The organism is Methylobacterium sp. 22177 (assembly GCF_052045615.1).
GTDB classification, from domain to species: domain Bacteria; phylum Pseudomonadota; class Alphaproteobacteria; order Rhizobiales; family Beijerinckiaceae; genus Methylobacterium; species Methylobacterium radiotolerans.
Genome location: NZ_JBQEPK010000033.1, coordinates 43,979 through 67,426, shown reverse-complemented (window position 1 = coordinate 67,426; position 23,448 = coordinate 43,979). Strand labels below are relative to the sequence as shown.

The window sequence follows — 23,448 nt, the reverse complement described above, 5'->3', positions numbered from 1 at the left end:
CGCGCAGAGCATCGAGCTGATGCTCAAGTCCGAGAACTTCAACACCTACACCACCGACCTCGGGGAAGAGGGTGTCGATCTCGGTAAGCTGTACGACTACGACATCATCCTCCTCGATCTGAACCTGCCCGACATGTCGGGCTACGAGGTGCTCCGCTCGCTGCGCGTGGCGAAGGTGAAGACGCCGATCCTGATCCTGTCCGGCATGGCCGGCATCGAGGACAAGGTGAAGGGCCTCGGCTTCGGCGCGGACGACTACCTCACCAAGCCGTTCCACAAGGACGAGCTGGTGGCGCGCATCCACGCCATCGTGCGCCGCTCGAAGGGTCACGCCCAGTCGGTCATCACCACCGGCGACCTGATCGTTAACCTCGACCAGAAGACCGTCGAGGTCGGCGGCGCCCGGGTGCACCTCACCGGCAAGGAGTACCAGATGCTGGAACTCCTCTCGCTCCGGAAGGGCACGACCCTCACCAAGGAGATGTTCCTCAACCATCTCTACGGCGGCATGGACGAGCCCGAGTTGAAGATCATCGACGTCTTCATCTGCAAGCTGCGCAAGAAGCTCGCGAACGCCAGCCAGGGCAAGAACTACATCGAGACCGTCTGGGGCCGCGGCTACGTGCTGCGCGAGCCGATGGACGGCGAGGAGCGCATGGCGGTCTGATCCGCCGGTCGCACCGTCCCGTGAAAAACCCCGCGCGGTCCGGCCGCGCGGGGTTTTCGCGTTCCGGCGGTGTCCGAAGCCCTCACCGCGTCCCGGTGGCGGAGAAGACCTGCGCGGCCGGCGCGATCACCACGTAGCCCCCGCAGGGCGCGGCCCGGCTGATCACCGCGCTGGCCACGCCCCAGATGTAGGTGCCGCGGCGATCCTGCGCGACGACCGGGCCGCCCGAATCGCCGAAGCAGACCCGGGCGCCGTTGGCCCGGGCGATGGTCAGCCCGGTGCTGCTCGCCGCGACCGGCGTCAGCGTGGCGGTGCGCAGGCGTCCGACGGTCCGGCCGGAGAGGCCGGCTCCGGCGATGCGCAGACTCTTCGGAACGCGGCCGGGATCCGCCGCCAGCGGCACGGGCCGCCGGTCGCGCACCGGGTCGGTCAGGCGCAGGACCGCGAGGTCGAGGGAGAGATCGGAGAGGCTGACGCCCGACGCCTCGTTCGGCAGCATCTCCCCCGGATCGGGGCTGTAGCGGGCGGCGACCCGCGCACCGTAGACCGGCCGCGCCGGCTCGCTGCCCCGGAAGAACACAACCAGCGCGCCCAGCGGATCGCCGTTCACGCAGTGGGCCGCCGTGAGCACGAGATCCGGCGCGATGAGCACGCCGGTGCAGCGGGTCAGCTTCAGCGCCTCCTCGGGCTGGGTGATCGTGCCGATCGCCACGGTGGCCTGCGCCAGGGCATCACGGCCGGCGGCCGACCCGCCGTCGATCGCGGCGGCCGGGCCTGCCAGGCCCAGACCGAGGGTGAGCGCCGACGCGGCGGCGGCGCGCCGCGCCCCGACGGTCCGGAAGGTGGTCCCGAAGCTGGTCACGTGCTGCTCGTCTCCGCCGCGAGTCCCCGGACCACAGATGCCGCCCGCGCCGCGCAAGCGGGCGCGAGGACGCGGTCCCCGTCACATCCGTGTCATCGGCCGCCGGCTCCGCGATCAGCGCGCCACCGTCCAGGTCGTGGTGCCGTCCTTGTTGTCCTTCACGGCGACGCCCATCGCCGCGAGGGCGTCGCGCGCCCGGTCGGAGGCGGCCCAGTCTTTGGCGGCGCGGGCCGCGCGGCGCGCGGCGATCAGCGCCTCGACCGCCGCGACGTCGACCCCCGAGGCCGCGACCTGATCCTGCTCGCGGTCGCTGCGGGTGCGCGCGAGGAAGCCGAGGAGATTCGCGCCGGCGCGCAGCGCACCGGGCTGCGCCTCCGCGCCGCCCGCGAGCCGGTGAAGTTCGTTGATCGCCGCCGGCGTGTTGAGGTCGTCGCAGAGCGCCTCGACAACGCCGACGGGGATGTCGGACGCGGCGGGCGCGTCGCCGGCGGCGTTGTACCAGCGGTCGAGCACGCGGGCCGATTCCTCCAGGCCGCGCAGGGTCCAGTCGATCGGCTGCCGGTACTGGGTCTTGAGCATGGTGAGGCGCACGACCTCGCCCGGCCAGTCGTTCAGCACGTCGCGGATGGTGATGAAGTTGCCGAGCGACTTCGACATCTTCTCCCCCTCCACCTGGAGGAAGCCGTTGTGCAGCCAGACATTGGCCATCACCGGCGTGCCGAAGCAGCAGCGCGACTGCGCCACCTCGTTCTCGTGGTGCGGGAAGATCAGGTCGATGCCGCCGGCGTGGATGTCGAAGGTCCGGCCGAGATGCTTGGCCGACATGGCCGAGCACTCGATGTGCCAGCCCGGCCGCCCGGCGACCGCGATCCCGGCGGGCGACGGCCAGGACGGCTCGCCGGGCTTCGCGGGCTTCCACAGGACGAAGTCGAGGGGCGAGCGCTTGTAGGGGGCGACCTCGACCCGGGCCCCCGCCTCCATCTCGTCGAGGGGCCGCTTCGACAGGCCGCCGTAATCCGGCATCGAGGGGACGTCGAACAGCACGTGATCCGCCGCCACGTAGGCGTGGCCGGCCCGGACCAGGGCCTCGATCATCGTGACCATCTCGACGATGTGGTCGGTGGCGCGGGGCTCGACGAAGCGGGGCCGCGCGCCCGTGAGGTTCACGTCCTCCGGCATGAGCACGCCGAGGTCGCGCACGTCGCGGTGGAACTGCGCGAGCGTGCCGTCGGTCAGTTCGCGGATGCTGACGCCGCGCTCGGCCGCCCGGGCGTTGATCTTGTCGTCCACGTCCGTGACGTTGCGGGCGTAGGTGACGTGCTCCGGCCCGTAGAGGTGGCGCAGCAGCCGGAACAGCAGGTCGAAGACGATGATCGGTCGGGCGTTGCCGATATGGGCGGCGTCGTAGACCGTCGGGCCGCAGGCGTAGACGCGGACATGCTGCGGGTCGATCGGCGCGAAGGCCTCCTTGGCGCCGGTCAGCGTGTTGTAGAGCCGCAACATCGGCGCCATGAAACCCATCCCTTTGCCGGCGCCCGGGATGACGTCCGGACCGGAGCCGTGGCCGGAAATCCGGCCCTGCCTTCAACGACCTGAGGGCCCCGCGCGGCGAAGAGCGGCCGAAACGTGGCGGATCCGCCAGCCCCGGCACAGCATCCTGTTGCATCGCGGCGACGGCGCGGCCCGCGCGATGGGGCTAACCCAAAAGCGTGAGGAATTCGAGATGGCCTGCGCGCCATGCGGGTAAGGCTTCCTTAACCGCGCCGTCGGACCGTCCGGGCCACGATCCTCACGCCACAGATCCTGTGCCCAAGGACAATCCATGCGACGCTCGGCCGCCGGTTCCCTCGCTCTCGCCACCGTTCTCGCCTGTGCGGGCCTGACCCACGTCGCGCTGGCCGGCACCGACGGCGAGACGCCCGCGAAGGCGCCGGCCCACGTCGAGAAGACCTTCCTGATCCCGTCGAGCGACGGCTACGGCGTCGGCGAGTGCCTGACGACGCCGGGCAGCGCCTGCGGGCAGGTGGTCGCCAACGCGTGGTGCGAGGCCCAGGGCTACGCCGCGGCGAACTCCTACGGGGTCGCCGCCGCCGACGAGTACACCGGTGCGATCAGCCAGCCGGTCCCGGCGCCCTCCGAGCGCCCGATCCGGATCACCTGCCAGGACTGAGGGAGCCGCGGACGCCCCGGTCCCCGGGACGCCCTGTCGACCCCGCGCGGCTCACTTCATGAAGTCGGCGCATTTCTGCGCCGGTTCGGTGCCCCAGGGCGCCAGAGGGACGGCCGAAGTCGAGTTCTTCGGCGAACCCTGGATGACCTTGTCCGAGTAGACCATGTAGATCAGCGTGTTGCGCTTCGCGTCGCAGCCGCGGACGATCTGCATCGACTTGAAGATCAGCGATCGGCGCTCGCTGAACACCACCTCGCCCTGGCTCATCTTGCCCTTGAAGGCGATCGGCCCGGTCTGCCGGCAGGCCAGCGAGATGTCCGAGACGTCCTCGGCCAAGCCCAGCGTGCCCTTGATCCCGCCCTTCTCGGGCTGGGTGTACCAGCAGGCCACGCCGGAGACCGCCGGATCGTCGACGCCGTAGACCACGAGCTTGTCGTTGGGCGTCAGCGGGCGCCAGACCGTCGACTTGTCGAAGATCCGGTCCGGCTCCTGCGCCGAGGCCGTACCGGCCGCCGTCAGGCCCAGTGCGAGAAGCCCAACATAGGTGAGACTCCGAAACAACATCGCCGGTCAATTCCCCCTCACGCTTGCCGGCCGGATGTAGGAGGGGTGTCGCGGTCTTGCGAGGGGGCGTAGAATGGCCCCGCTTCCGTTCCGAAGCGCGGATGCGCGCGGGCCCGGGTTCTCCGGATCGCCGCGCACCCGATCAACGCGATGCAGCCTATGCCTCACCGCCCGATCGTCCGTACGCTCGGCCGCCTCGTCCTGAGCGCGGCCATAGCCCTCGGACTGTCCCACTCGCTCGCCGTCTCCGCCAGCGCGCAGGAGGCCGCGTCCGGACCGCCGCCCGCCGAGGCGCGGCCGGCGCCGCAACTGCCGTCGCCCCAGTGCCGGCGCTACCGGGCGGAGCTGGCCTCGATCCAGAGCGGCGCCAGCACGACGCGCGCCCTGAACGACGAGATCGGGCGCCTCGAAGCCTATTTCCGCGGCCTGAACTGCGAGGGCGGCAAGTTCCTGTTCTTCGACACGCGGCCGCCGCAGTGCGGCGCGGTGGAGCAGCGGATCCGCGCCCTCAAGGCCACCTATGGCGGCGCCGTGATCGACGACAGCGGCGCCCGCAAGCGCGAACTCCAGGGGCTGGTCGCCTCCACCTGCCCCCCGCGCGAAGCCTCCGCGGGCTCCGGCGAGGCCTACGGCCGGGGCGGGCCGCAGATGGTCTGCGTGCGCACCTGCGACGGCGGCTTCTTCCCGATGAAGAACCTGCCCGAGGGCCGCGGCGGCGCCGACGAGATGTGCCAGGCCCTCTGCCCCGGGACCGAGGCGCAGGCCTATTCCATGCCGTACGGCGACGATGCCCTGAAGCACGCCGCCTCGGTGAAGGGCAGCCGGGCCTACGCGAACCTCGCCAACGCCTTCAAATTCCGCAAGGAATTCGTTCCGAACTGCTCCTGCAAACCGGAGGGCAAGTCCTGGGCGCAGTCGCTGGTCAAGGCCGAGAGCATGCTGGTCCGGCACAAGGGCGACATCTTCGTGACGCCGATGCAGGCCGAGGCGCTGTCCCGGCCGAAGGTGCGCCTGACCCTCGTCGGCCGGGCCGACCGGACCGCGGCAGAACTCGCCGCCGACGCCGCCGGCCGTGCGGGCGTCGACACGAAGGGCGGCCCCGGCCGCGACGACGCGAAGGTCGAGCCCGCCGCGGCCGACGGCGCGAAGGCCGCGGAGGCGAAGCCGGATCACGTTGCCGTGCGCATCATCGCGCCCGACGTGATCGCGGTGCCCCAGCGCCTCACGCCCTGAAGCCGGTTCCGCGTCCCGGGACGCGGAACCAATCGCGGCGTCCGGTGTTCGGCTCGGCCTGAACCGAGACGAGACCGCGATGCGCCTGCTCCGCCTGATCCTCCTCACCGGCACGGTGCTGCCGGCACTCACGCTCGTGCAGCTCGCCGATGCCGCGCCGGGCCGGATCCAAGTGGCGCAGGGCGGACCGGACGAGCGCGGTCCCCGCGGCGGCGAGCCCCCGCACGGCGGTCCGCGCCCCGAGCGGCCGCCGCAGGAGCGTCCCGGCCCGCCGGCCGAGCGCGAGCGGCCGGAGCCCCGGCCGGAGCGTGCGCCGCCGCGCGAGCGTCCCGAGCCGCCCGCCCAGCGCCAGCCGCAGGCCGAACCGCCCCAGCGGGAGCGCGCGCCCGAGCGCCGGCCGGAGCCGCCTGCGGCCCGTCCGCCGGCGCCGGATCGGCCGGACCGCCATTCGGATCGACAGCAGGAGCGGCAGCAGGAGCGGCAGCAGGAGCGGCGGGATCAGCAGCCGGATCGTCCGGATCGCGGGCCGCAGGAGCGGCCGACCCCCGGACGGCCCGCGCCCGAGCGCCAGCAGGCTCCGGATCGCGATCAGGCCCCGCCGCCCCAGGGACGCCCTGCGCCCGAGCGTCCGCCGGCGCCGCAGCAGCGCCAGGCACCGGACCGGGACCGCCCCGGCCCGGATGACCAGCCGAACCGTCCCGCGCAGCGCGACGCGGCTCCCGACCGATCCGCGCCGGATCGCGGTGCGCCGGGCCAGCGTCCGGGCGGTCCGGGTGCGCCCGGCGATCGGCCCCAGCCGCCGAACGCGCCCCCCGGCGCACCCGGTCGGCCGGCCCAGCGCCTCGACGCGCAGCCCGAGAACCGCCAGCCCGAGAACCGCCAGCCCGAGAACCGCGCCCAGCCGAACGGCGGTCCCGGCGCCGAGCCCGGCCGGCCGCAGGCGCCCAACGCGGCCCCAGGCGTTCCGGGGCGGCCGTTCCAGCCGCAGGGGGCCCAGCCCGATGGACGGGCGCCGGCCCAGCCCAACGGCGCCCCCGCCGCGGAGCCCGCGCGGCCAGTGCCGCCCAACATGGCCCCCGGGATCCCGGGACGGCCGTTCGTGCCGCCGGGCCAGGCGCCCGCTCCCGGACAGGCCCCGCCGCCCGCGGGCGGTCCGGGCGGTCCGGGCGGTCCGACCGACCCGAGCGCCTTCAACCGGCCGGGACAGCCGGGCTACGTGCCCGGCGGCTTCCGCCAGAACGACGCCGTGCGCGACTTCGAGCAGGTCCGCACCGACCGCCGCGAGTTCCGGGAGGACGGCCGGACCTATTACCGGGAGCCGGGCCGCATCATCGTGCAGGACCGCGACGGCTACCTGATCCGACACGACGAGAACGAGCGCTTCCGCAGCCTGGACCCGCGCGGCTACAGGTTCGAGCGGCGGGGCGCCGACTTCTACAGCTACGTCGACCGGCCCGGCGGCGAGCAGATCGTCACCGTCACGAACGACGACGGGCGGATGCTGCGCCGCTACCTCCGCTATCGCGACGGTCGCGAGCTCATCCTGATCGACAACAGCTATGCCGGCCCGCTCCGCCCGATCTACGAGGACGTGGTGGTGCTGCCGCCCCCGGAGATCCGCATCCCGCGGGACCGCTACGTCGTGGATTACGCCCAGGCCGACGAGGCGGAGGTCTACGAGGCGCTGACGGCGCCGCCGGTGGTGCAGGTCGATCGCCGGTACACGCTCGATCAGATCCGCTACAGCCCGGACCTCCGCGCCCGGCTGCGCTCGGTCGACATCAACACGATCACCTTCGACACCGGCTCGTTCACCGTCACGCCCGATCAGGCGGCCAAGCTGTCGGGGATCGCCGGCGCGATGAACCGCGCCATCCAGGCCAACCCGCGGGAGGTGTTCCTGATCGAAGGCTTCACCGACGCCGTCGGCTCAGCCCTCGACAACCTGTCCCTGTCGGACCGGCGTGCCCAGGCGGTGGCGACCGTGCTGACCGAGCAGTTCCGCGTGCCGCCGGAGAACCTCACCACCCAGGGCTACGGCGAGCAGTACCTCAAGGTGAACACGCAGGGCCCGTCGCGGGAGAATCGCCGCGTCGTCGTCCAGCGGATCACGCCGCTGCTGCAGCAGGGGCCGGATCAGGGTCAGGGCCAGGCGGCACCGCCGCCGCCTCGGTGAAACGACCGCCGCGCGGGCATGTCCCGCGCGGCAGTTGACCCTCAAGCCTTCGCGCCTCACCACCGGTAGAGGACAGCGGCGCGGGACGACGATGGACAGCGAGACGGATGGCGGGCTCATCCGGTCGGGCACACCGGTCTTCCGCCGCACGGCTCTGGCGCTGGCGGCGGCCGGCTTCTCGACCTTCGCGGTGCTCTACGCGGTCCAGCCGCTCCTGCCGATCTATGCGGACGATTTCGGCGTCTCGCCGGCCGCGAGCAGCCTCGCCCTGTCGCTGCCCTGCGGGCTGCTGGCGGTGGCGCTGCTGGTCGTCAGCCCGCTCTCGGAGATCTGGGGCCGCAAGCCGGTGATGCTGGCCTCGCTGGTCGCCTCGGCGCTGCTCACGGTCGTGGCCGCCCTGGTCCCCGGCTGGTACGGCTTCCTGGCACTGCGCGCGCTCACGGGGCTGACGGCCAGCGGCCTCCCGGCCGTCGCCATGGCCTATCTCGCCGAGGAGATGGACGCCAAGGCCATCGGCCTGTCGATGGGCCTGCTCGTCGGCGGCAACGCGCTGGGCGGCATGTCGGGCCGCCTGATCAGCGGCGTGATGGCGGATTTCGTGAGCTGGCGCGCCGGGCTCGCGGTGATCGGCGGCCTCGCGCTCGCCGCCGCGCTGGCGTTCTGGCGGTGGCTCCCGCCCTCGCGCCGCTTCGTGCCGCGCCGGCTCGCCTGGGCAGAGGTGCCGGGCAGCTTCACCCACCATTTCCGCGACGCCGGCCTGCCCTGGCTCTTCGCCGAGGCGTTCCTGCTGATGGGCGGCTTCGTCTGCATCTACAATTACATCGGCTTCCGCCTGCTCGAGCCGCCCTACGCGCTGAGCCAGGCGGTGATCGGACTGATCTTCTCCGTCTACCTCGCCGGCATGGTCAGCAGCCCGGTCACCGGCGAGCTGGCGAGCCGCTTCGGCCGCCGCCGCGTCCTCTGGGTCGCCACGGCCGTCGGCCTGGCGGGCATCGTGATGACGCTCTCGGATCACCTGCTGCTGATCCTCGCCGGCATCGTGGTGACGACGGTGGGCTTCTTCGGCGCCCACGCGGTCGCGAGCAGCTGGGTCGGGCGGCGGGCCCTGCGCGACCGGGCCCAGGCCTCGGCGATCTATCTCGGCCTCTACTATCTGGGCTCGTCGGTCCTGGGGACCGCGGGCGGCTGGTTCTTCGCCCATTCCGGGTGGAACGGCGTGGTTCTGTTCGTGGGCGGGCTGTACGGTCTGGCGCTGACGATCGCCCTGCGGCTGTCCCGCCTGCCGCCGCTCGCGACCTGAACTGGGAGATCCGCCGATGAACGCCCGCAGCCACACCCGACACGTCGTCGACCAGTTCGGCGCGCAGGCCTCCGCCTACGTGACCAGCGCCGTGCACGCGGCGGGCGCCGACCTCGACCGGATCGGCGAGCGGGTCCGCGCGCGGCCCGGCCTGCGGGTGCTCGACCTCGGCTGCGGCGGCGGCCACGTCGCCTTCGCGGCGGCGGCGGCCGGGGCCTGCGTCACGGCCTACGACCTGTCGGCCGAGATGCTGGCGGCGGTCGCCGCCGAGGCGTCGCGGCGGGGGCTCGACCGGATCGAGACCCGGCAGGGCGGCGCGGAGGCCCTGCCGTTCCCGGACGCGCGTTTCGACGCGGTCCTGACCCGCTACAGCGCCCACCACTGGCGCGACGTGCCTGCGGCCCTGGCGGAGGCGCGTCGGGTGCTGAAGCCGGACGGATTCCTCGTCGTCAGCGACATCGTCGCGCCCGAGGATCCGCTGCTCGACACGCACCTCCAGGCGGTGGAGCTGCTGCGCGACCCCTCGCACGTGCGCGACTACAGGGTCTCGGAATGGCGGGCCCTGCTGGAGGCGGCGGGCTTCGAGCCCGGCGACGCGACGCCGAGCCGGCCGCGCATGGAGTTCGCGAGCTGGATCGCCCGGATGCGGACGCCGGAGACCCACGTCGCGGCGATCCGGGCGCTGCAGGTCGCGGCGCCCGCGGAGGTCGCGGCGCATTTCGGCATCGAGGCCGACGGCAGCTTCCTGCTCGATGCCGCGCTGATCGAGGCGCGCCCGCGACCCGGCCGCTGAACCGCCGCCGAACGGCCCAGGATTACGAACGCCGGCGGGGCTGTCCGGGCCGGGTCGCTCAGGCGGCCGCGACGGAGAGCCGGCGCGCCGCCCGCTCCCGCCCGATCAGCGGCAGCAGGCCGGCGAGGTCCGGCCCGTGCTCGAGGCCGGTCAGCGCGAGCCGGAGCGGCATGAACAGGCCGCGGCCCTTGGCGCCGGTGCGAGTCCGGATCTCGGTCGTCCACGCCTTCCAGGTCTCCGGGCCGAACGGCTCGGGGGGCAGGGTCTCGATGGCGGCCGCGATCACGGCAGGCTCGGTGAGCACCGGCTCGACCGGACCGGTCACGACCCGCCACCACGGCGCCGCCTCCGGGACCCGGCTCAGGTTGGCGCGCACCGCGAGCCAGAAGGCCTCGGCCCGGTCCTCAGGGATCCCGAGATCCGCGAGGCGCGCGGCCGCCTCCCGGTACGGCATGGCGTGGATCAGGCGGGCGTTGAGGCCGTCGAGCTCCGCCGGGTCGAACCGGGCCGGCGCCCGCGAGATCTCCCCGAGATCGACGAGGCCCGCGAGGGTGTCGAGGTCGGGCACCGCCCGGACCGATTCGGCCGAGCCGGTCAGCACCGCCAGCGAGCGCACCGCCGCGGGCTCGTAGCCGGCCTCGCGCAGGCCGCGCAGCGACAGGTGGCCGAGGCGCTTCGACAGGCCCTCCCCGTCGGCGGTCGTCAGCAGGTTGTGGTGGCCGAAGACCGGAACGGCCGCGCCCAGGGCCTCGAAGATCTGCACCTGCACGCCGGTGTTCGTGACGTGGTCCTCGCCGCGGATCACGTGGGTGATGCCGAGATCGGCGTCGTCCACCACCGACGGCAGCGTGTAGAGGTAGCTGCCGTCGGCGCGGATCAGCACCGGATCCGACAGGGACGCGCAGTCGACGTGGGCCGGGCCGCGGACGAGATCGTCCCAGCCGACGGTCCGCGCCTCCAGCAGGAACCGCCAGTGCGGCCGGCGGCCCTCGGCCTCGAGCGCCGCCCGCTCGTCGCCGGTGAGCCGCAGCGCCGCCCGGTCGTAGATCGGCGGTTGGCCGCGCCCGAGCTGGCGCCTGCGGCGGCGCTCCAGCTCCTCCGGGGTCTCGTAGCAGGGGTAGAGCCGGCCCGCTGCGCGCAGGCGGTCGGCGGCGGCGTTGTGCTGCGCCGTGCGGGCGCTCTGCCGGGCGAACAGGTCGGGCACGATGCCGAGCCACGCGAGATCCTCGCCGATCGCTTCGGCGAAGGCCTCGGTGGAGCGCTCCGCGTCGGTATCGTCGAGGCGGAGCAGGAAGCGGCCGCCGGTCCGGCGGGCGAACAGGGCGTTGAGCAGGGCCGGCCGGGCGTTGCCGATATGGAGATACCCGGTCGGCGAGGGTGCGAAGCGGACGAGAGTCATGGCTCGCTCTCTAGCCGATCTCCGCGGGAATGTGCGCGGGACTTCACGATCACACCGGCCCGATGCGCCGACCCGCGGCGGCCCGCTACCCAGGAGGCGGGAAACCCGTCAGAAGGGCGCGCGTGGTGCGGGGCGGGATGTGAGCGGCATGGCGACGGATGAGACGGCCGACATCGTGGTGGTCGGCGGCGGGATGGTCGGCCTCGCCAGCGCCATCGCGCTGAGGGATCGCGGGCTCGACGTGGTCCTGCTGGATCCCGGCGAGGCGCGAGCCCGGACCTCCTACGGCAATGCCGGCGTGGTCAGCCGCGGCTCGATCCTGCCGATGTCGAGCCCGGCCCTGTGGGGCAAGCTCCCGGCCTACCTGCGCAACGCCGATCGCGGCCTGAGGCTGCACTACGCGCATCTCCCGCGAATCTTGCCCTACACGGCGCATTTCCTCGCGGCTGCGCGCGCATCCCGCTGGCGCCGCGCGGCCGCGGCGCTGCTGCCGCTGACCAGCGCCGCCTATCCGGCCCACGAGCGGCTGGCGGCCCGGGCCGGCACCGGCGACCGGCTGCAGCGGACGGGCTGGATCAAGGCCTACCGCACCGAGGCGGCCTTCGCGGCCGCCGCCCTGGAGCGCGAGATCCTGGCCGCGCACGGAGTCGCGTTCGACATCCTCGACACGGCGGCGCTGCAGGCCGTCGAGCCGGCGCTGGTGCGGCCCTACGCGCGGGCCATGCTGCTCACCGAGACGGGATCGGTGCGCGAGCCCGGCCGGCTGATCGAGGCGTGCGAGGCCCTGTTCACCGGCCTCGGCGGCCGCCGCCTGCGCGGCAGCGTCGCCCGGTTGGAGCCCGAGGCCGGTGGCTGGCGCGTCGATCACGACGGCGGCGCCGTGCGGGGCCGGCAGGTCGTCCTCGCGGCCGGCGCCGCCTCCGGGGCGATCGCCCGGACTCTCGGCTACCGCTTCGCGGTGGCGGCCGAGCGCGGCTACCATCGCCACTACGCCCTGCATCCGGACAGCCCGCCGCTGACCCGGCCTGTCCTCGACACGGGCGCGGGCTCGATCCTGTCGCCGATGGGCGAGCACCGGGTCCGTGTCCTGTCCGGTGTCGAACTCAACGCCCGCGCCGCCGCCCCCGACCACACGCAGATCGAGGCGGCGTCCCGCGAGGCGGCCGGCACCCTGCGGCTCGGCGGGCCGCTGGACAACGCGCCGTGGCTCGGCTCCCGCCCGTCGACGCCCGACGGGATGCCGGTGATCGGCCGCGCCCCGCGGCACGACGGCCTGCTCTTCGCCTTCGGCCACGGTCATATCGGCCTGTCCACCGGCCCGATCACCGGCGAGATCGTCGCCGACCTCGCCACCCGCCGGAACCCGGCGGTGCCGGTCGCGGCCTTCGCGCCGGAGCGGCTCCTGCGCTGGCCGCGGCTGCTCTGAGGGCGTCCGCGATCAGCGCCAGTCGTAGGGGTTGTAGGGCTCGAGCGCGGCCTCGACCTTCCGCAGGAAGTCCGGCTGGCGCTGCAGATCGGCCTCCCGGGCGAGCGCCCGGAGGAACGCCTGGGGCCCGTGCTCGAGGTCGCGCGTCAGACCGTCGTAGCGGTCGGCCGGCTCGACATGGGCGGGGTTGACCGCGACGCGGTAAGCGAGGCCGCAGGTCGGCGGATCGATCCCCAGGCGATAGCAGATCCGCACCCGGGCGAACGGCGCGTCCGGGCGATAATCGACCCGGTAGCCGCCGAGTCGGAAAGCGCCGCCGGTCGCGCGCTCGGCATAGGCCAGCGTGCGCGCCACGGTGGTGAAGCCGGCGGTGCGCCGGTCGCGCACGAGGTCGATCGCCGCCCGCTCCGTCGGCACGAAGGATTGGGCACAGGCGGGGCCGGACACCAGCGCGATCAGGAGTGCGGGGGCGGCGAATCTCATGGCTTCTTCATGCAGACCGCGACGGGCTGGGCATCCTTGGCGGCCTTGGCGGTCATGTCGAGGCAGCCGACCGTGGACACGCCGTCCGTGACGGTCACGGACGGCAGAACCGCCATGCCTCGGCAGTAGGCGCCAATCAATTCCTCGTCACGGCGGCAGGCCACGTCGAGACGCACCTGGTCGTTCAGGGACGGTCCGGGCGGACCGGCCGGCCCGGCCGGACCCGGGTCGCCCGCGGGACCGCGAGCCCCCGTCGCGCCGTTGACCCCGGCCGGCCCGGCCGGCCCCGGCGGTCCCCGATCACCCTTCGCACCGGGAGGCCCGGCCGGCCCCGGCTTGGGCGCGTCGCAGGCGGCGAGCGCGAGCGCCGTCCCGCCGACCACGAGCGCGATCAGAGGGGATCTCATGCGGTTCTCCGGCCACGCCTGCGCGCGTGGAAGTGGTGCGCACCGGCGGGGCGTCAACCGCGGATCGCCGACTACCGCGCTCGACACAACCAAAAGTAGCAGGAACTCGATAAGCCTGTTGTAGTCGATCGAATTAAGAGTTTTGCAAAATCTTGGCGTCACATCGAACGCGATGGCTATTTTCGACTGATCTGCTCGCTCATGAACCGTCGAGGACTTTCACACGCGCAGGTCAGAGTTACGTCGGGTTGTCTCCTGAGGCGCCTCGCGCGCGACAGCGGCGGCGCGGCCGCGGTGGAGTTCGCCCTCGTGGCCCTGCCGTTCCTGGCGCTGTGCGGCGCGATCCTCCAGATCATGTTTCAGATGTGGGCGACGCAAAATTTCGATCGCGCCCTCCAGAACGCGGTCCGGACGATCTTCACCGGCCAGTTCCAGCTCGACACCGCGGGTCAGACCAATCCCGCGACCGTGCTCGCGACCCTCAAGACACGGATGTGCGGACCGAGCAGCAGCCCCGTCCCCACCGTGTTCAACTGTCAGAACGTCAAGATCGACGTCTCGACCTCGAGCAGCTTCGCGAGCGCGACCGCGGCCAAGCCGATCGACACGGCCACAGGCACGTGGAGCACGAGTTTCGGCTCCAACTACAAATGCGCCTCGCCCGGGACGATCGTGATCGTCACGGCGGCGGTGCCGTTCCCGACCTTCTTCAACCTGATGGGCCTGAACACGAAGCAGTTCACCAGCGGGCCCGCGGAGGGATCGAGCCTGCTGACGTCCACCGCGGTGTTCCGCACCGAGCCCTATCAGATCGTCGGAGCGAGCCCGTGCCCGTCCTCGCCGTCCTGACCCGGCGGGCGGCCCGGCTCGGGCAGGATCGGCGGGGCGGCGCGGCGGTCGAGTTCGCCGTCATCCTGCCGATCCTGCTCGCGATCTGGGCCGGGATGACCGAGGTGGGGCACGCCATCGACGAGTGGCGCAAGCTGACCCAGCTCGGCCGGACCGTGGCGGACCTGACGGCGCAGGGCGACACGCAGAACCCGATCAGCCGCACCGTGATGAACGACATCCTCGCCTCCGCCACGGCGGTGATGCGCCCGTTCGACACGTCGAAGGTCAAGATCGTGGTCAGCGCCATGGGCATCGACGCGAAGAACCCGGTCGGTCCCCCGGTGGTCTGCTCCAGCGTCGCCAACGCGAACGGGACCGCGCGGAGCCTGGGATCCGCGGCCGGCCTGACCGTGCCGGACGGCTACCGGATGCCGGGCATGCGGTACGTCCTGGCGGAAGTCAGCATCAGCTACACCCCGATGATCGGGAGCGCCCTGGTGAAGCTCGCCAAGGGCGTGAGCAACACGATCACGTTCACCAGCAGCGCGCCGTGGCCGACCCGCGGCGGCCAGGCCTACGGCACCAGCACCTACACGGAAGTCGTCCTGCCGGACGACGAACACGCGAACTGCGATGGCACGAAGATCGACCGCTAGTCCTGACGACCGCCCCGAGCGGCGCCGCGGCCTCCTGCGCGACCGCGGCGGGAACGTCGCCCTGCTGTTCGCGTTCCTGAGCGTGCCGATGGTGATGATCGGCGGCGCGGCGATCGATTACGGCTTCGCTACGCGGCTGGAGACGAAGCTCCAGACCGCGACCGACGCCACGGCGCTGCTGCTCTGCCAGACGCCGCTGACGACGTCGGAGGCCGAACTCAACACCCTCGCCCAGACGACGATGACCGGCGCCATGGGTGCCGCGAACCTCGTGGTCGACCGGCTGGCGATCACCAGCAGCCCGCGCAAGATCACGCTGACCGCGCACAAGCAGTCCACGACCTTCTTCGGGGGGCTGACCGGCACCCAGCGCATCAACCCGGGCGCCGTCTCGCAATGCGCCACGCCGCTGCCCAAGACCTTCGAGATCGCGCTGGTCCTCGACAACACGGGCTCGATGGCCGCGTCGAGCGGGGGACAGTCGAAGCTTCGGGCCGTCCAGACGGCCGCGACCGATTTCGTCAACTACGTCTACACGAGCCCGGCCTTCTCCAGCGCGACCAAGGTCGCGATCGTTCCCTTCGCCGCCGCCGTGGCAGTCGACCCGTCCGCGTACCGCTACGCGAGTTGGATCGATCAGAACGGCCTCTCCAGCTACCACTGGACGAACATCGTCCAGTCGAATCCGGCACCGTTCAAGAACCGCTTCGAGGTCTTCGCGAAGCTGCAGGCGGCGAACCGGAACTGGGGCTGGGCCGGGTGCCTCGAGTCGCTTCCCTACCCGTTCAACGTCCAGGACGGCGCGCCCACGACCAAGGATTCCTTCTACGTGCCGCTGCTCGCGCCCGACGAGCCGGGCGACGGCACGTCGGGCGGCGCGTCCTTCCCGGTCGGCAACCAGAGGTCGACGGCCTACAGCTACAACAGCTATATCGACGACGAGACCGGCCCCGACTGCCGGAACAGCAACACCTACAACACCGCGCTCGGCCAAGCCTGCAAGTACGTGAATCCGAAGGATCCGGCGTCCGGCGCGCCCCTCGGGATCCCGAACGGTCCGAATTTCGGCTGCACCACCCAGCCGCTTCAGCGGCTGACCAACAACACGAACGCGCTGAAGACCCTGATCAACAACATGGCGCCTTCCGGATCGACCAACATCCACGAGGGATTCATGTGGGGCTGGCGCACCCTCTCACCGAACAGCGTCTTCGCGGACGGTCAACCCTACGCGTCCAGCGCGAACAGCTCGAACGCCACGAACATCAACAAGATCATCATCCTGATGACCGATGGCACGAACAGTTGGGGCACCAATTCGAGCGCGCCGACCGGCTCGCTCTACTTCGCGGCCGGCTATTTCCGGAACGCCAACGGCACGACGCCGAACCCGCGCCTGACGACGGCGTATCAGAACACCAACATCTCCGACGGCAACACCGCGCGGAAGGCGCTCGACGCGCTCACCGCCGAGGCGTGCGCCAACACGAAGGCGGTCAACATCTCGATCTACACGATCGGCTTCAGCGTCCCGACGGATCCGATCGATTCGGCGGGGCAGACGCTGCTGCGGAACTGCGCCTCGTCGCCCGACCAGTTCTACCTCGCCAACTCGTCCGACGACCTGATCAAGGCGTTCAAGTCGATCCAGGCGAGCATCGGCGCGCTGCGGCTCACGCAGTAGTCGCGCCGGGTCGGCCGCCGGATCCGGCACGCGGCCGGATCCGGATCAGTCGTCGCGGTAGACGCGCTCGCGGCGCTCGTGCCGCTCCTGGGCCTCGAGCGACAGGGTCGCGATCGGCCGCGCGTCGAGGCGGCGGAGGGAGATCGGCTCGCCGGTCTCCTCGCAGAACCCGTAGGACCCGTCCTCGATCCGGGCCAGCGCCGCGTCGATCTTGCCGGTCAGCTTGCGCTGGCGGTCCCGGGCCCGCAGCTCGATCGCCCGGTCCGTCTCTGACGACGCGCGGTCGGCGAGGTCGGGATGATTCTCGTTCTCGCTCTGCAGCGCCACCAGCGTATCCTGCGCCTCGCGCAGGATGTCGTTCTTCCAGCTCAGCAGCTTGCGCCGGAAATATTCGCGCTGCCGGTCATTCATGAAGGGCTCGTCGTCGGACGGGACGTAGCCGTCCTCCAGCTGCACCTTCGCCATGCGTCACCCTCGCTGGATGGTAAACCGCCCACCAGGGGATGGCCGGTGTGCGGCGATAACGTGAGGTGCCGTATAGTCGAGGTGCCTCAGCGCCACAACGCACACGGATGCAGGGGCTGTAACTGGCTGTCACTGCATCGCCGCGTGCGGCAAACAGGCCACGGTACAGATGTTTTACGCTGTCATCTGGTCCGCAACCGTACGATCGCCTCGGCGATCTCGGTTGTCAGACTTCGGGCGATCGGCAGCCTGTAGTGGGTCTGGTCGAAGAACTGGTCGGGATCGGCCGCCGCGGGACGGCCGTCGCGCCAGTCGACCACCGTGCTCAGGGCGTGAGTCGCCAGCACGGCGCGCACCTCGGCCCGGCAGGTCGCCTCGGCCCGCGCCCGGGGGCTGCCGGGCGGCGGCTCGCCGCGGGCGTAGACCGGCGGGAAGACCACCACGACCGGGGTCCCCGCCGGGATCCGGGTCAGCTCGGCGCGCAGGCGCGCCGCGATCGGGAACGGGCCGCCGTGACGCGCCTCCGGCTCGGGCCCGACCGGCTTCTCCAGGGCCGCCTTCTTGGCGGGATCGACGCCGAAGCCCTGGCTCAGGTAGTTGCGCTCGTAGTCCCACCAGCCGTCGGCCGCGGCGGTCTTGCGGCGCGGGTTCAGGAGCCAGCCGAGGCGGTTGACCGTCTCCTGGGCGGCCGAGAAGCGGATCAGCCCCCGCAGGTAGGCGGGCCAGTCCCCGACGAGCCAGTAGGGAAAGCCGTGCTCGCTCGGGAAGGCGGGGTCGTCGGCGCACCAGAACGCGTCGGCCGAGAGCACGATCGCGGCGGGGCGGGCATGGTGCTGCAGGTACCAGCCGAGCAGGGCGAACTGCTCGGAAGGGCCGGTGGCCGGCACGGAGAGCTGGAGGAAGGGGATGCCGGTGAGCCGCGTCAGGGCCGCCGGCTCGATGAGCTGGATGTGCGAGTTGCCGATCACCACGCCCGCGTAGGCCGGGTCGCGGCCGCGGACGGCCGAGGCGGTGCGGGGTCCCTGCGGCCGCACCGCGCCCCGGGACAGCAGCGTCGAGCGGCCGGTATCGTAGGGATCGATCAGCACGGCGAGCGCCACGTAGCCCGCGAACAGGGCGACCATCGACAGGAACAGGGTGCGGGCGAAGCCGCGCCAGTCCCGATCGGTCGTGGGGGGTGCGGGCGCCATCCTCAGAACTGGAAGTAGATGAACTCGTAGTTCGCATCGTCGCCGATCTTGAGCAGGACGAGCACGAACAGCAGCGCGAAGCCGAAGGCGAGGAGCCGCCGGGGCGGCAGGCGGTGCACCGCGTTCCACGCGGTGGGCCCGACCGTCGCGACCAGGGCGGCGATGGCGATGGTGCGCCACTTGAAGCCGGAGCCCCTGGGCGCCAGCCCGAACAGCCCCTTGAAGATCACGAGGGCCGCCTCGAAGCTCGTCGCCCGGAACAGCACCCAGGTCAGCACGACGAACAGGCTGGTCAGCGCCCAGCCGAGGGGCGCGGGCACCGCGATCCGGGCACGGCGCGCCAGGACCCCGGCGCCGAGGCCGATCCCGTGGAGCGCGCCCCAGGCGAGGAAGGTCAGGCCCGCCCCGTGCCAGAGGCCGCCGAGCGTCATCGTGGCGACGAGCGCCCCGACCTGCCGCGGCAGCCCGCGGCGGTTACCGCCCATCGGGACGTAGAGGTAGTCGCGCAGGAAGCGCGACAGGGTCATGTGCCAGCGCCGCCAGAAGTCGCGCAGGGAGGTGGCGCGGTACGGCACGTCGAAGTTCTGCGGCAGGACGAGACCGAACAGCAGCGCGATGCCCAGCGCCATGTCGGTGTAGCCGGAGAAGTCGAAGTAGATCTGGAAGGTGAAGCCGAGCGTCGCCTGCCACGCCTCCACCACCGTGACGGCCTTGCCGGCGGCGGCGGCCTGGAACACCGGGTTCACGTACTCGGCGAGCGGGTCGCCGAGGAACACCTTCTTGGCGAGGCCGACGGTGAGCAGCATCAGCCCGCGGGCGAAGCGCTCGGCGGCGTCGGGCCGCGCGTAGGGCGACTCGTCGAACTGGTGCATGATCTCGCTCCAGCGCACGAGCGGGCCGGCGAGAACCTGCGGGAAGAAGGCGATGTAGAGGGCGTATTTCACGAGCCCGAAGCCCGGCGCCCGGCCGGCCCGCAGGTCGGCGAGATACATGATGTGGTGGAAGGTGAAGAACGAGATGCCGAGCGGCAGGGCGAGGCCGAGGCGCTGCGCTTCCAGGCCGGGGATCAGGTTGGCGAGGTCGGCCGCGAAGTCGAGGTACTTGAACACGCCGAGCAGCGCGAGGTTGGCGGCGATCGCCGCCGGGATCAGCCAGCGGCCCGGCCAGAGGCGATAGGCCCGGGCCACGCACCAGTTCGCGAGGATCGACCCGGCCAGCAGCGGCACGAACCGGATGTCCCACCAGCCGTAGAACACGAAGGACAGGCCGACGAGGAGCGGCAACCGCCACGCGGGCGCTGCGCGCGCCACCAGCCCGTGCAGGATCAGCGCGGTCGGCAGGAAGGCGAGGAGGAAGACGAAGGAGTTGAACAGCATCGGGCGGGGCGGCGCGGAGGAGCCCGGATGGGCCGCCGTAGTCTCCGAGCGGGAGGGACGGCCTTGTCGGGGATCGGGGCCGGCCCGTCAATCGGCGCTCGGCGTGCGGGGCGCTTCCGCGGCGGCCCCGGAGGGCTCCGCGGCGCCCGCGACGAAGCGGGCGCGGGAACGCCCGACTGGCGGCGGGCTCAGGCCCCGCGCCGGACCGCCTCGATGGTCAGGCCCAGCCCGACCGAGCCGAACGTGTCGCCCTCCACCACCCGGGCGGCGGGCAGCGCGGCCGTCAGCGCGGCGCGCAGGTGCGGCAGGCCGGTAGAACCGCCGGTGAGGAACAGGGCGTCGACCCGGTCGGCCGTCAGTTCCGCCTGCGCGAGGCAGCGCGCGATCCGCGCCGCGACGGCGCGGGCGAGGTCGCCGGTCTGGGCGGACAGGGTCGCGCGATCCACCGGCACCGCGAGCCCCGGCTCCAGGAGGCCGAGATCGAGCACGGTCGCGTCCCGCTCGGAGGCCGCGATCTTGGCGCCCTCCACCGCCCCGGCCAGGGCGTGCCCGCGCTCGCCCTCCACGGCCTCGCGCAGCCGCGCGAGCAGGTCGGGCCGGGCGCCGTCGCGGATGACCTCGTCGATCTCGCGCAGGGTCTTCGGGTTGTAGAGGCGGTTGATCGCCGACCACGTAGCGAGATCGTGATAGTAGGCGTTCGGCACCGCGAGGTCGCCGCGACGCATCGGGCTTCCGAGGCCCAGGAGCGGCATCACCGTGCCGAGGCTGAGCTGGCGGTCGAAATCGGTGCCGCCGATCCGCACGCCGTCGTTGGCCAGGATGTCGCCGGCGCGGTCCGGCCGCCCCCGGCGCTCGGGCGCGAGGCGCACGATCGAGAAATCCGAGGTGCCGCCGCCGATATCGGCGACGAGGGCGATCTCCTCCGCGCGGACCTGCCGCTCGTAGTCGAGCGCCGCGGCGATCGGCTCGTACTGGAACGAGACCTCCCGGAAGCCGACGTCGCGGGCGATGTCGCGCAGCGTGTCCTCCGCGCGGCGGTCCGCCTCCGGGTCGCCGTCGACGAAGTGGACGGGGCGGCCGTGGACCACGCTGTCGAGGCTTTGCCCGCTGGCGGCCTCGGCCCGCGCCTTCACGGCGGTGAGGTAGCGGGCGATGACGTCGCGCAGGCGCAGCCGCTGGCGCCCGACCGGGGTCGCCTCCTCCATGAGCGGCGTGCCGAGGACCGACTTCAGCCCCCGCATCAGCCGGCCGGACCGGCCCTCGACGTAGGCCGCCGTGGCGGCCCGGCCGATGATCGGCTCCCGGCCGAGCTCGAAGAAGATCGCGCTCGGGATCGTCCGGTGCGCGCCCTCCAGGGGTAGCAGCGTCGGACCGTCCGGGCCGTCATGCCCGAGGGTGGTGTTCGACGTGCCGAAATCGAGGCCGCAGGCCGCCATCGTGTCGTGGGTCCGGGAGTTGGGGGAAGGGCCGTGGGCCTACAGGGCCGACAGGCCGGGGTCCAGGCCGGAGGAGCGGGGCCCGGGGAGCCCGGGCGGGGGTTGACGGCGCGACCGCGCAGCGGCGACGGCGCGGGGCGATGCGACAGTCCACCGCCCGGGCGTTCCCATGCGGGAAGCGTGGACAGCGCGCCGGCGGCACACCCGGACCCGCCGGGCCGTGCTATGAGGCGCCATGCGTTCCGACATCGATCTCGGCCTGACGGGCGAGCGCCCCGCGCTCCTCGACCTCACCGAACTGCTCGCCACGCGGCTCCTGGTCCAGGGCAATTCCGGGTCCGGCAAATCGCACCTGCTGCGGCGGCTGCTCGAGCAGAGCGCCGGCCTCGTGCAGCAGGCGATCATCGACCCGGAGGGCGACTTCGCCAGCCTCGCCGACCGCTACGGCCACGTCGTGGTCGAGGCCGACGGCGACGACGTCGCCCTGCAGCGCATCGCCGCAAGGGTGCGGACGCACCGGGTCTCGGTGGTGCTATCGCTGGAGAACCTCGACGCCGACGGCCAGATGCGGGCCGCCGCGGCCTTCCTGGGCGGGCTGTTCGACGCCGACCGCGACCACTGGTACCCGATGCTGGTGGCGGTGGACGAGGCGCAGCTCTTCGCGCCGGCTGCCGCCGGCGAGGTCTCGGACGAGGCCAGGCGCCTGTCGCTCGGCGCGATGACCAACCTCATGTGCCGCGGCCGCAAGCGCGGGCTCGCCGGCATCATCGCGACGCAGCGCCTCGCCAAGCTCGCCAAGAACGTCGCGGCCGAGGCCTCGAACTTCCTGATGGGCCGGACCTTCCTCGACATCGACATGGCGCGCGCCGCCGACCTCCTCGGGCTGGAGCGCCGGCAGGCCGAGACGTTCCGCGACCTGCCGCGCGGGCATTTCGTGGCCCTGGGGCCGGCCCTGTCCCGGCGCCCGCTCACCATCGCGGTCGGGCCGACCCAGACCGTGAGCCGGAGTTCCTCGCCGGTCCTCGTTCCGCTGCCCGACGCCCTGGAGGATGCCCGCGCGCTGATCCTCACGGCGAGCCCCGCGGAGACCGTCGCGCCGCTGGCGCCGCGGCCGAAGCCGCGCCCGACCCCGGCACCCGACGTGCTCGTCCAGCTCGCCAATTACCGCCCGCCGGCGCCGGCCGAGGAGCCGGAGGAGGAGCCGATGGACCCGGAGGCCCGCGAGGCGGCGCTCGCCGAGGTCCTGGCCTCCGTGCTGGCGGATGCCGACGCCGCCGCCTGCACCCCCGCGACGCTCTACCAGGACTTCACGGTCCGCTGCCGCATCCGGCGCCTGCGCGGCGACACGATGGGCCTGCCCGAGTTCAAGCGGCGGCTCGCGGTCGCGCGGGCCGAGGCCGGGGGCGCGGTCGCGGACAATTCCGGGTGGGAGCAGGCCCAGGCCATCGCGGCCGGCCTGCCGGACGACCTCGCCGGGCTCTTCCTCGTGGTCGCGCGGGCCGCCATCGAGGGCGCCCCCTGCCCGACCGACACCATGCTGGCCGAGGCCTACGGCACCAGCTCGGGCGGCCGGGCGCGGCGGATGCTGGCCTATCTCGAGGAGCGCGGCGCCATCGTCACCCGCAAGGACCTGCGCGGCGCGCCGATCATCGCGGTGCCGGATCTCGGCGTCGAGACCGGACCGGGCGAGCCGCAGATGCTGCCGACCGGGCCGAAGCGGCGGGTCGTGTAACCGGATCGGGCGCCGGTCCGTCCAGGCGCTGGGAATCGCCCAGGCTCGGTCGCGGCTGCCCGTCAGACGCGCCGGGCCATCTCCAGCTTGGCGAGCTCCACCGCGGCCCGCAGCTCGATCTCGGCCATCAGACCGTCGAGCCGCGGATCTCCCGAGAGGCCGGCGCGCTCGTTCAGGCGACCGGCGATGGCGCGCAGATCCTGCGGCGCGACGCGGCCGCCGAGCAGCGCCGCCTTCAGCCGGTCGAGGCCGTCGAGAAGGTCCTGGCCGCGCTGGGCGGAGCGCCGGCGCCGCTCCTGGGGCGTGTCGGCCTCGGCCTGGAGAAGCAGGACCGCGTCGAGCCCGGCGAGGGTCGCGGCGGCGGCCGGCGCGCCGGCCGACGTCGGCGACGACGGGGTCGCGCCGAGGCTGAAGGCTGCGCCGCCCTCGGGCTTCCGGGCGGACGCGACACCGCCGGCGCTCTGGATCGGCTGGCGAGTCTCGACACGCATGATCCGGTTCGCGTTGCTCCAAGCGCCCCCGCGCAGACCAAGAAATTCGGCCGCCAGGGTTAAGCGCGGGTAAACAAGCCGGCAGAAGCTGCCGGGTCGGCAGGTTC

General features: G+C 72.7%; 22 protein-coding genes. 11 read left to right on the top strand and 11 right to left on the bottom strand.

Annotated features, from left to right (window positions below; all coding sequences use genetic code 11):
* Positions 1 to 667: response regulator transcription factor CtrA (gene ctrA, locus ACTJK8_RS24020; RefSeq protein ID WP_440762617.1), on the top strand; the 667-nt coding region annotated here is incomplete at its 5' end.
* 82 nt (positions 668 to 749) lie between these two features.
* Here ctrA and ACTJK8_RS24015 read toward each other — a convergent pair.
* Both ACTJK8_RS24015 and cysS read right to left on the bottom strand, forming a co-directional pair.
* A complete protein-coding gene (locus ACTJK8_RS24015) occupies positions 750 to 1,529 on the bottom strand; it encodes a trypsin-like serine protease (RefSeq protein ID WP_012322460.1) in 780 nt (259 codons plus the stop codon).
* A gap of 114 nt (positions 1,530 to 1,643) precedes the next feature.
* Complete coding sequence (cysS, locus tag ACTJK8_RS24010; protein ID WP_012322459.1) at positions 1,644 to 3,041, bottom strand: cysteine--tRNA ligase; 1,398 nt, start codon at positions 3,039 to 3,041, stop codon at positions 1,644 to 1,646.
* 310 nt (positions 3,042 to 3,351) lie between these two features.
* On the opposite strand from cysS, the gene ACTJK8_RS24005 reads away from it, so the two are divergent.
* Complete coding sequence (locus ACTJK8_RS24005) at positions 3,352 to 3,699, top strand: hypothetical protein (protein ID WP_012322458.1); 348 nt, start codon at positions 3,352 to 3,354, stop codon at positions 3,697 to 3,699.
* 51 nt (positions 3,700 to 3,750) lie between these two features.
* On the opposite strand, the gene ACTJK8_RS24000 is transcribed toward ACTJK8_RS24005, so the two are convergent.
* Entirely contained in the window at positions 3,751 to 4,263 is a 513-nt protein-coding gene (locus tag ACTJK8_RS24000; protein ID WP_012322457.1) for a CreA family protein, read from the bottom strand.
* Between the two features lie 159 nt (positions 4,264 to 4,422).
* Between ACTJK8_RS24000 and ACTJK8_RS23995 the strand changes: the two genes are divergently transcribed.
* The 4 genes from ACTJK8_RS23995 (at position 4,423) to ACTJK8_RS23980 (ending at position 9,765) form a co-directional block, all read left to right on the top strand.
* Positions 4,423 to 5,496 (top strand): DUF2865 domain-containing protein, encoded by a 1,074-nt coding sequence (locus tag ACTJK8_RS23995; RefSeq protein WP_440762616.1) that lies wholly within the window; start codon positions 4,423 to 4,425, stop codon positions 5,494 to 5,496.
* A gap of 79 nt (positions 5,497 to 5,575) precedes the next feature.
* Positions 5,576 to 7,672 (top strand): OmpA family protein, encoded by a 2,097-nt coding sequence (locus tag ACTJK8_RS23990; RefSeq protein WP_440762615.1) that lies wholly within the window; start codon positions 5,576 to 5,578, stop codon positions 7,670 to 7,672.
* A gap of 91 nt (positions 7,673 to 7,763) precedes the next feature.
* Positions 7,764 to 8,972 (top strand): MFS transporter, encoded by a 1,209-nt coding sequence (locus tag ACTJK8_RS23985; RefSeq protein ID WP_024828021.1) that lies wholly within the window; start codon positions 7,764 to 7,766, stop codon positions 8,970 to 8,972.
* Between the two features lie 16 nt (positions 8,973 to 8,988).
* The gene (locus ACTJK8_RS23980; RefSeq protein ID WP_024828022.1) at positions 8,989 to 9,765 is read left to right on the top strand and encodes a class I SAM-dependent methyltransferase; all 777 of its coding nucleotides are present in this window, start codon (positions 8,989 to 8,991) and stop codon (positions 9,763 to 9,765) included.
* Between the two features lie 58 nt (positions 9,766 to 9,823).
* Here ACTJK8_RS23980 and ACTJK8_RS23975 read toward each other — a convergent pair whose 3' ends face one another.
* Positions 9,824 to 11,164 (bottom strand): glutamate--tRNA ligase, encoded by a 1,341-nt coding sequence (locus ACTJK8_RS23975; RefSeq protein ID WP_440762614.1) that lies wholly within the window; start codon positions 11,162 to 11,164, stop codon positions 9,824 to 9,826.
* Between the two features lie 148 nt (positions 11,165 to 11,312).
* Between ACTJK8_RS23975 and ACTJK8_RS23970 the strand changes: the two genes are divergently transcribed.
* Positions 11,313 to 12,590: an NAD(P)/FAD-dependent oxidoreductase gene (locus ACTJK8_RS23970; RefSeq protein WP_012322450.1), complete on the top strand. Its 1,278-nt coding sequence runs from the start codon at positions 11,313 to 11,315 to the stop codon at positions 12,588 to 12,590.
* Between the two features lie 12 nt (positions 12,591 to 12,602).
* On the opposite strand, the gene ACTJK8_RS23965 is transcribed toward ACTJK8_RS23970, so the two are convergent.
* A complete protein-coding gene (locus tag ACTJK8_RS23965; RefSeq protein WP_012322449.1) occupies positions 12,603 to 13,073 on the bottom strand; it encodes a hypothetical protein in 471 nt (156 codons plus the stop codon).
* Positions 13,070 to 13,480: a hypothetical protein gene (locus ACTJK8_RS23960; RefSeq protein ID WP_440762613.1), complete on the bottom strand. Its 411-nt coding sequence runs from the start codon at positions 13,478 to 13,480 to the stop codon at positions 13,070 to 13,072. The genes ACTJK8_RS23965 and ACTJK8_RS23960 overlap by 4 nt, the downstream gene beginning before the upstream one ends.
* Before the next feature lie 294 nt (positions 13,481 to 13,774).
* On the opposite strand from ACTJK8_RS23960, the gene ACTJK8_RS23955 reads away from it, so the two are divergent.
* Genes ACTJK8_RS23955 through ACTJK8_RS23945 form a run of 3 tightly spaced genes read left to right on the top strand, consistent with a single transcriptional unit; the run spans position 13,775 to position 16,651 of the window.
* Positions 13,775 to 14,329 (top strand): TadE/TadG family type IV pilus assembly protein, encoded by a 555-nt coding sequence (locus ACTJK8_RS23955; protein WP_024828026.1) that lies wholly within the window; start codon positions 13,775 to 13,777, stop codon positions 14,327 to 14,329.
* On the top strand, positions 14,308 to 14,967 hold the full coding sequence (locus tag ACTJK8_RS23950; RefSeq protein ID WP_024828027.1) for a TadE/TadG family type IV pilus assembly protein: 660 nt from the start codon (positions 14,308 to 14,310) through the stop codon (positions 14,965 to 14,967). Before ACTJK8_RS23955 ends, ACTJK8_RS23950 begins: the two co-directional genes overlap by 22 nt.
* Positions 14,945 to 16,651, top strand: coding sequence for a TadE/TadG family type IV pilus assembly protein (locus ACTJK8_RS23945; protein WP_053621317.1), 1,707 nt, complete (start codon positions 14,945 to 14,947; stop codon positions 16,649 to 16,651). The genes ACTJK8_RS23950 and ACTJK8_RS23945 overlap by 23 nt, the downstream gene beginning before the upstream one ends.
* 45 nt (positions 16,652 to 16,696) lie before the next feature.
* On the opposite strand, the gene dksA is transcribed toward ACTJK8_RS23945, so the two are convergent.
* The 4 genes from dksA to ACTJK8_RS23925 form a co-directional block, all read right to left on the bottom strand.
* Positions 16,697 to 17,116 (bottom strand): RNA polymerase-binding protein DksA, encoded by a 420-nt coding sequence (dksA, locus tag ACTJK8_RS23940; RefSeq protein WP_012322444.1) that lies wholly within the window; start codon positions 17,114 to 17,116, stop codon positions 16,697 to 16,699.
* Positions 17,117 to 17,298: 182 nt separating this feature from the next.
* Positions 17,299 to 18,306 (bottom strand): hypothetical protein, encoded by a 1,008-nt coding sequence (locus tag ACTJK8_RS23935; RefSeq protein ID WP_063111762.1) that lies wholly within the window; start codon positions 18,304 to 18,306, stop codon positions 17,299 to 17,301.
* A 2-nt stretch (positions 18,307 to 18,308) separates the two neighbouring features.
* Positions 18,309 to 19,682 carry an MBOAT family O-acyltransferase gene (locus ACTJK8_RS23930; RefSeq protein WP_440762612.1) on the bottom strand — a complete coding sequence of 458 codons (1,374 nt, stop codon included), beginning with the start codon at positions 19,680 to 19,682 and terminating at the stop codon, positions 18,309 to 18,311.
* A gap of 188 nt (positions 19,683 to 19,870) precedes the next feature.
* On the bottom strand, positions 19,871 to 21,118 hold the full coding sequence (locus ACTJK8_RS23925; protein WP_012322441.1) for an Hsp70 family protein: 1,248 nt from the start codon (positions 21,116 to 21,118) through the stop codon (positions 19,871 to 19,873).
* A 235-nt stretch (positions 21,119 to 21,353) separates the two neighbouring features.
* Here ACTJK8_RS23925 and ACTJK8_RS23920 point away from each other — a divergent pair, with 235 nt between their 5' ends.
* The gene (locus ACTJK8_RS23920; RefSeq protein ID WP_012322440.1) at positions 21,354 to 22,850 is read left to right on the top strand and encodes an ATP-binding protein; all 1,497 of its coding nucleotides are present in this window, start codon (positions 21,354 to 21,356) and stop codon (positions 22,848 to 22,850) included.
* 62 nt (positions 22,851 to 22,912) lie between these two features.
* Here ACTJK8_RS23920 and ACTJK8_RS23915 read toward each other — a convergent pair whose 3' ends face one another.
* Positions 22,913 to 23,341: a flagellar assembly protein FliX gene (locus tag ACTJK8_RS23915; RefSeq protein WP_012322439.1), complete on the bottom strand. Its 429-nt coding sequence runs from the start codon at positions 23,339 to 23,341 to the stop codon at positions 22,913 to 22,915.
* Between the last annotated feature and the right edge of the window lie 107 nt (positions 23,342 to 23,448).

What these genes read in the sequence shown, in the direction of transcription:
- cysS (WP_012322459.1), bottom strand. Translation starts at nt 3,041, where the DNA reads ATGGCGCCGATGTTGCGGCTCTACAACACGCTGACCGGCGCCAAGGAG.
- ACTJK8_RS24005 (WP_012322458.1), top strand. Translation starts at nt 3,352, where the DNA reads ATGCGACGCTCGGCCGCCGGTTCCCTCGCTCTCGCCACCGTTCTCGCC.
- ACTJK8_RS24000 (WP_012322457.1), bottom strand. Translation starts at nt 4,263, where the DNA reads ATGTTGTTTCGGAGTCTCACCTATGTTGGGCTTCTCGCACTGGGCCTG.
- ACTJK8_RS23995 (WP_440762616.1), top strand. Translation starts at nt 4,423, where the DNA reads ATGCCTCACCGCCCGATCGTCCGTACGCTCGGCCGCCTCGTCCTGAGC.
- ACTJK8_RS23990 (WP_440762615.1), top strand. Translation starts at nt 5,576, where the DNA reads ATGCGCCTGCTCCGCCTGATCCTCCTCACCGGCACGGTGCTGCCGGCA.
- ACTJK8_RS23985 (WP_024828021.1), top strand. Translation starts at nt 7,764, where the DNA reads ATGGACAGCGAGACGGATGGCGGGCTCATCCGGTCGGGCACACCGGTC.
- ACTJK8_RS23980 (WP_024828022.1), top strand. Translation starts at nt 8,989, where the DNA reads ATGAACGCCCGCAGCCACACCCGACACGTCGTCGACCAGTTCGGCGCG.
- ACTJK8_RS23975 (WP_440762614.1), bottom strand. Translation starts at nt 11,164, where the DNA reads ATGACTCTCGTCCGCTTCGCACCCTCGCCGACCGGGTATCTCCATATC.
- ACTJK8_RS23970 (WP_012322450.1), top strand. Translation starts at nt 11,313, where the DNA reads ATGGCGACGGATGAGACGGCCGACATCGTGGTGGTCGGCGGCGGGATG.
- ACTJK8_RS23965 (WP_012322449.1), bottom strand. Translation starts at nt 13,073, where the DNA reads ATGAGATTCGCCGCCCCCGCACTCCTGATCGCGCTGGTGTCCGGCCCC.
- ACTJK8_RS23960 (WP_440762613.1), bottom strand. Translation starts at nt 13,480, where the DNA reads ATGAGATCCCCTCTGATCGCGCTCGTGGTCGGCGGGACGGCGCTCGCG.
- ACTJK8_RS23945 (WP_053621317.1), top strand. Translation starts at nt 14,945, where the DNA reads ATGGCACGAAGATCGACCGCTAGTCCTGACGACCGCCCCGAGCGGCGC.
- dksA (WP_012322444.1), bottom strand. Translation starts at nt 17,116, where the DNA reads ATGGCGAAGGTGCAGCTGGAGGACGGCTACGTCCCGTCCGACGACGAG.
- ACTJK8_RS23935 (WP_063111762.1), bottom strand. Translation starts at nt 18,306, where the DNA reads ATGGCGCCCGCACCCCCCACGACCGATCGGGACTGGCGCGGCTTCGCC.
- ACTJK8_RS23930 (WP_440762612.1), bottom strand. Translation starts at nt 19,682, where the DNA reads ATGCTGTTCAACTCCTTCGTCTTCCTCCTCGCCTTCCTGCCGACCGCG.
- ACTJK8_RS23925 (WP_012322441.1), bottom strand. Translation starts at nt 21,118, where the DNA reads ATGGCGGCCTGCGGCCTCGATTTCGGCACGTCGAACACCACCCTCGGG.
- ACTJK8_RS23920 (WP_012322440.1), top strand. Translation starts at nt 21,354, where the DNA reads ATGCGTTCCGACATCGATCTCGGCCTGACGGGCGAGCGCCCCGCGCTC.
- ACTJK8_RS23915 (WP_012322439.1), bottom strand. Translation starts at nt 23,341, where the DNA reads ATGCGTGTCGAGACTCGCCAGCCGATCCAGAGCGCCGGCGGTGTCGCG.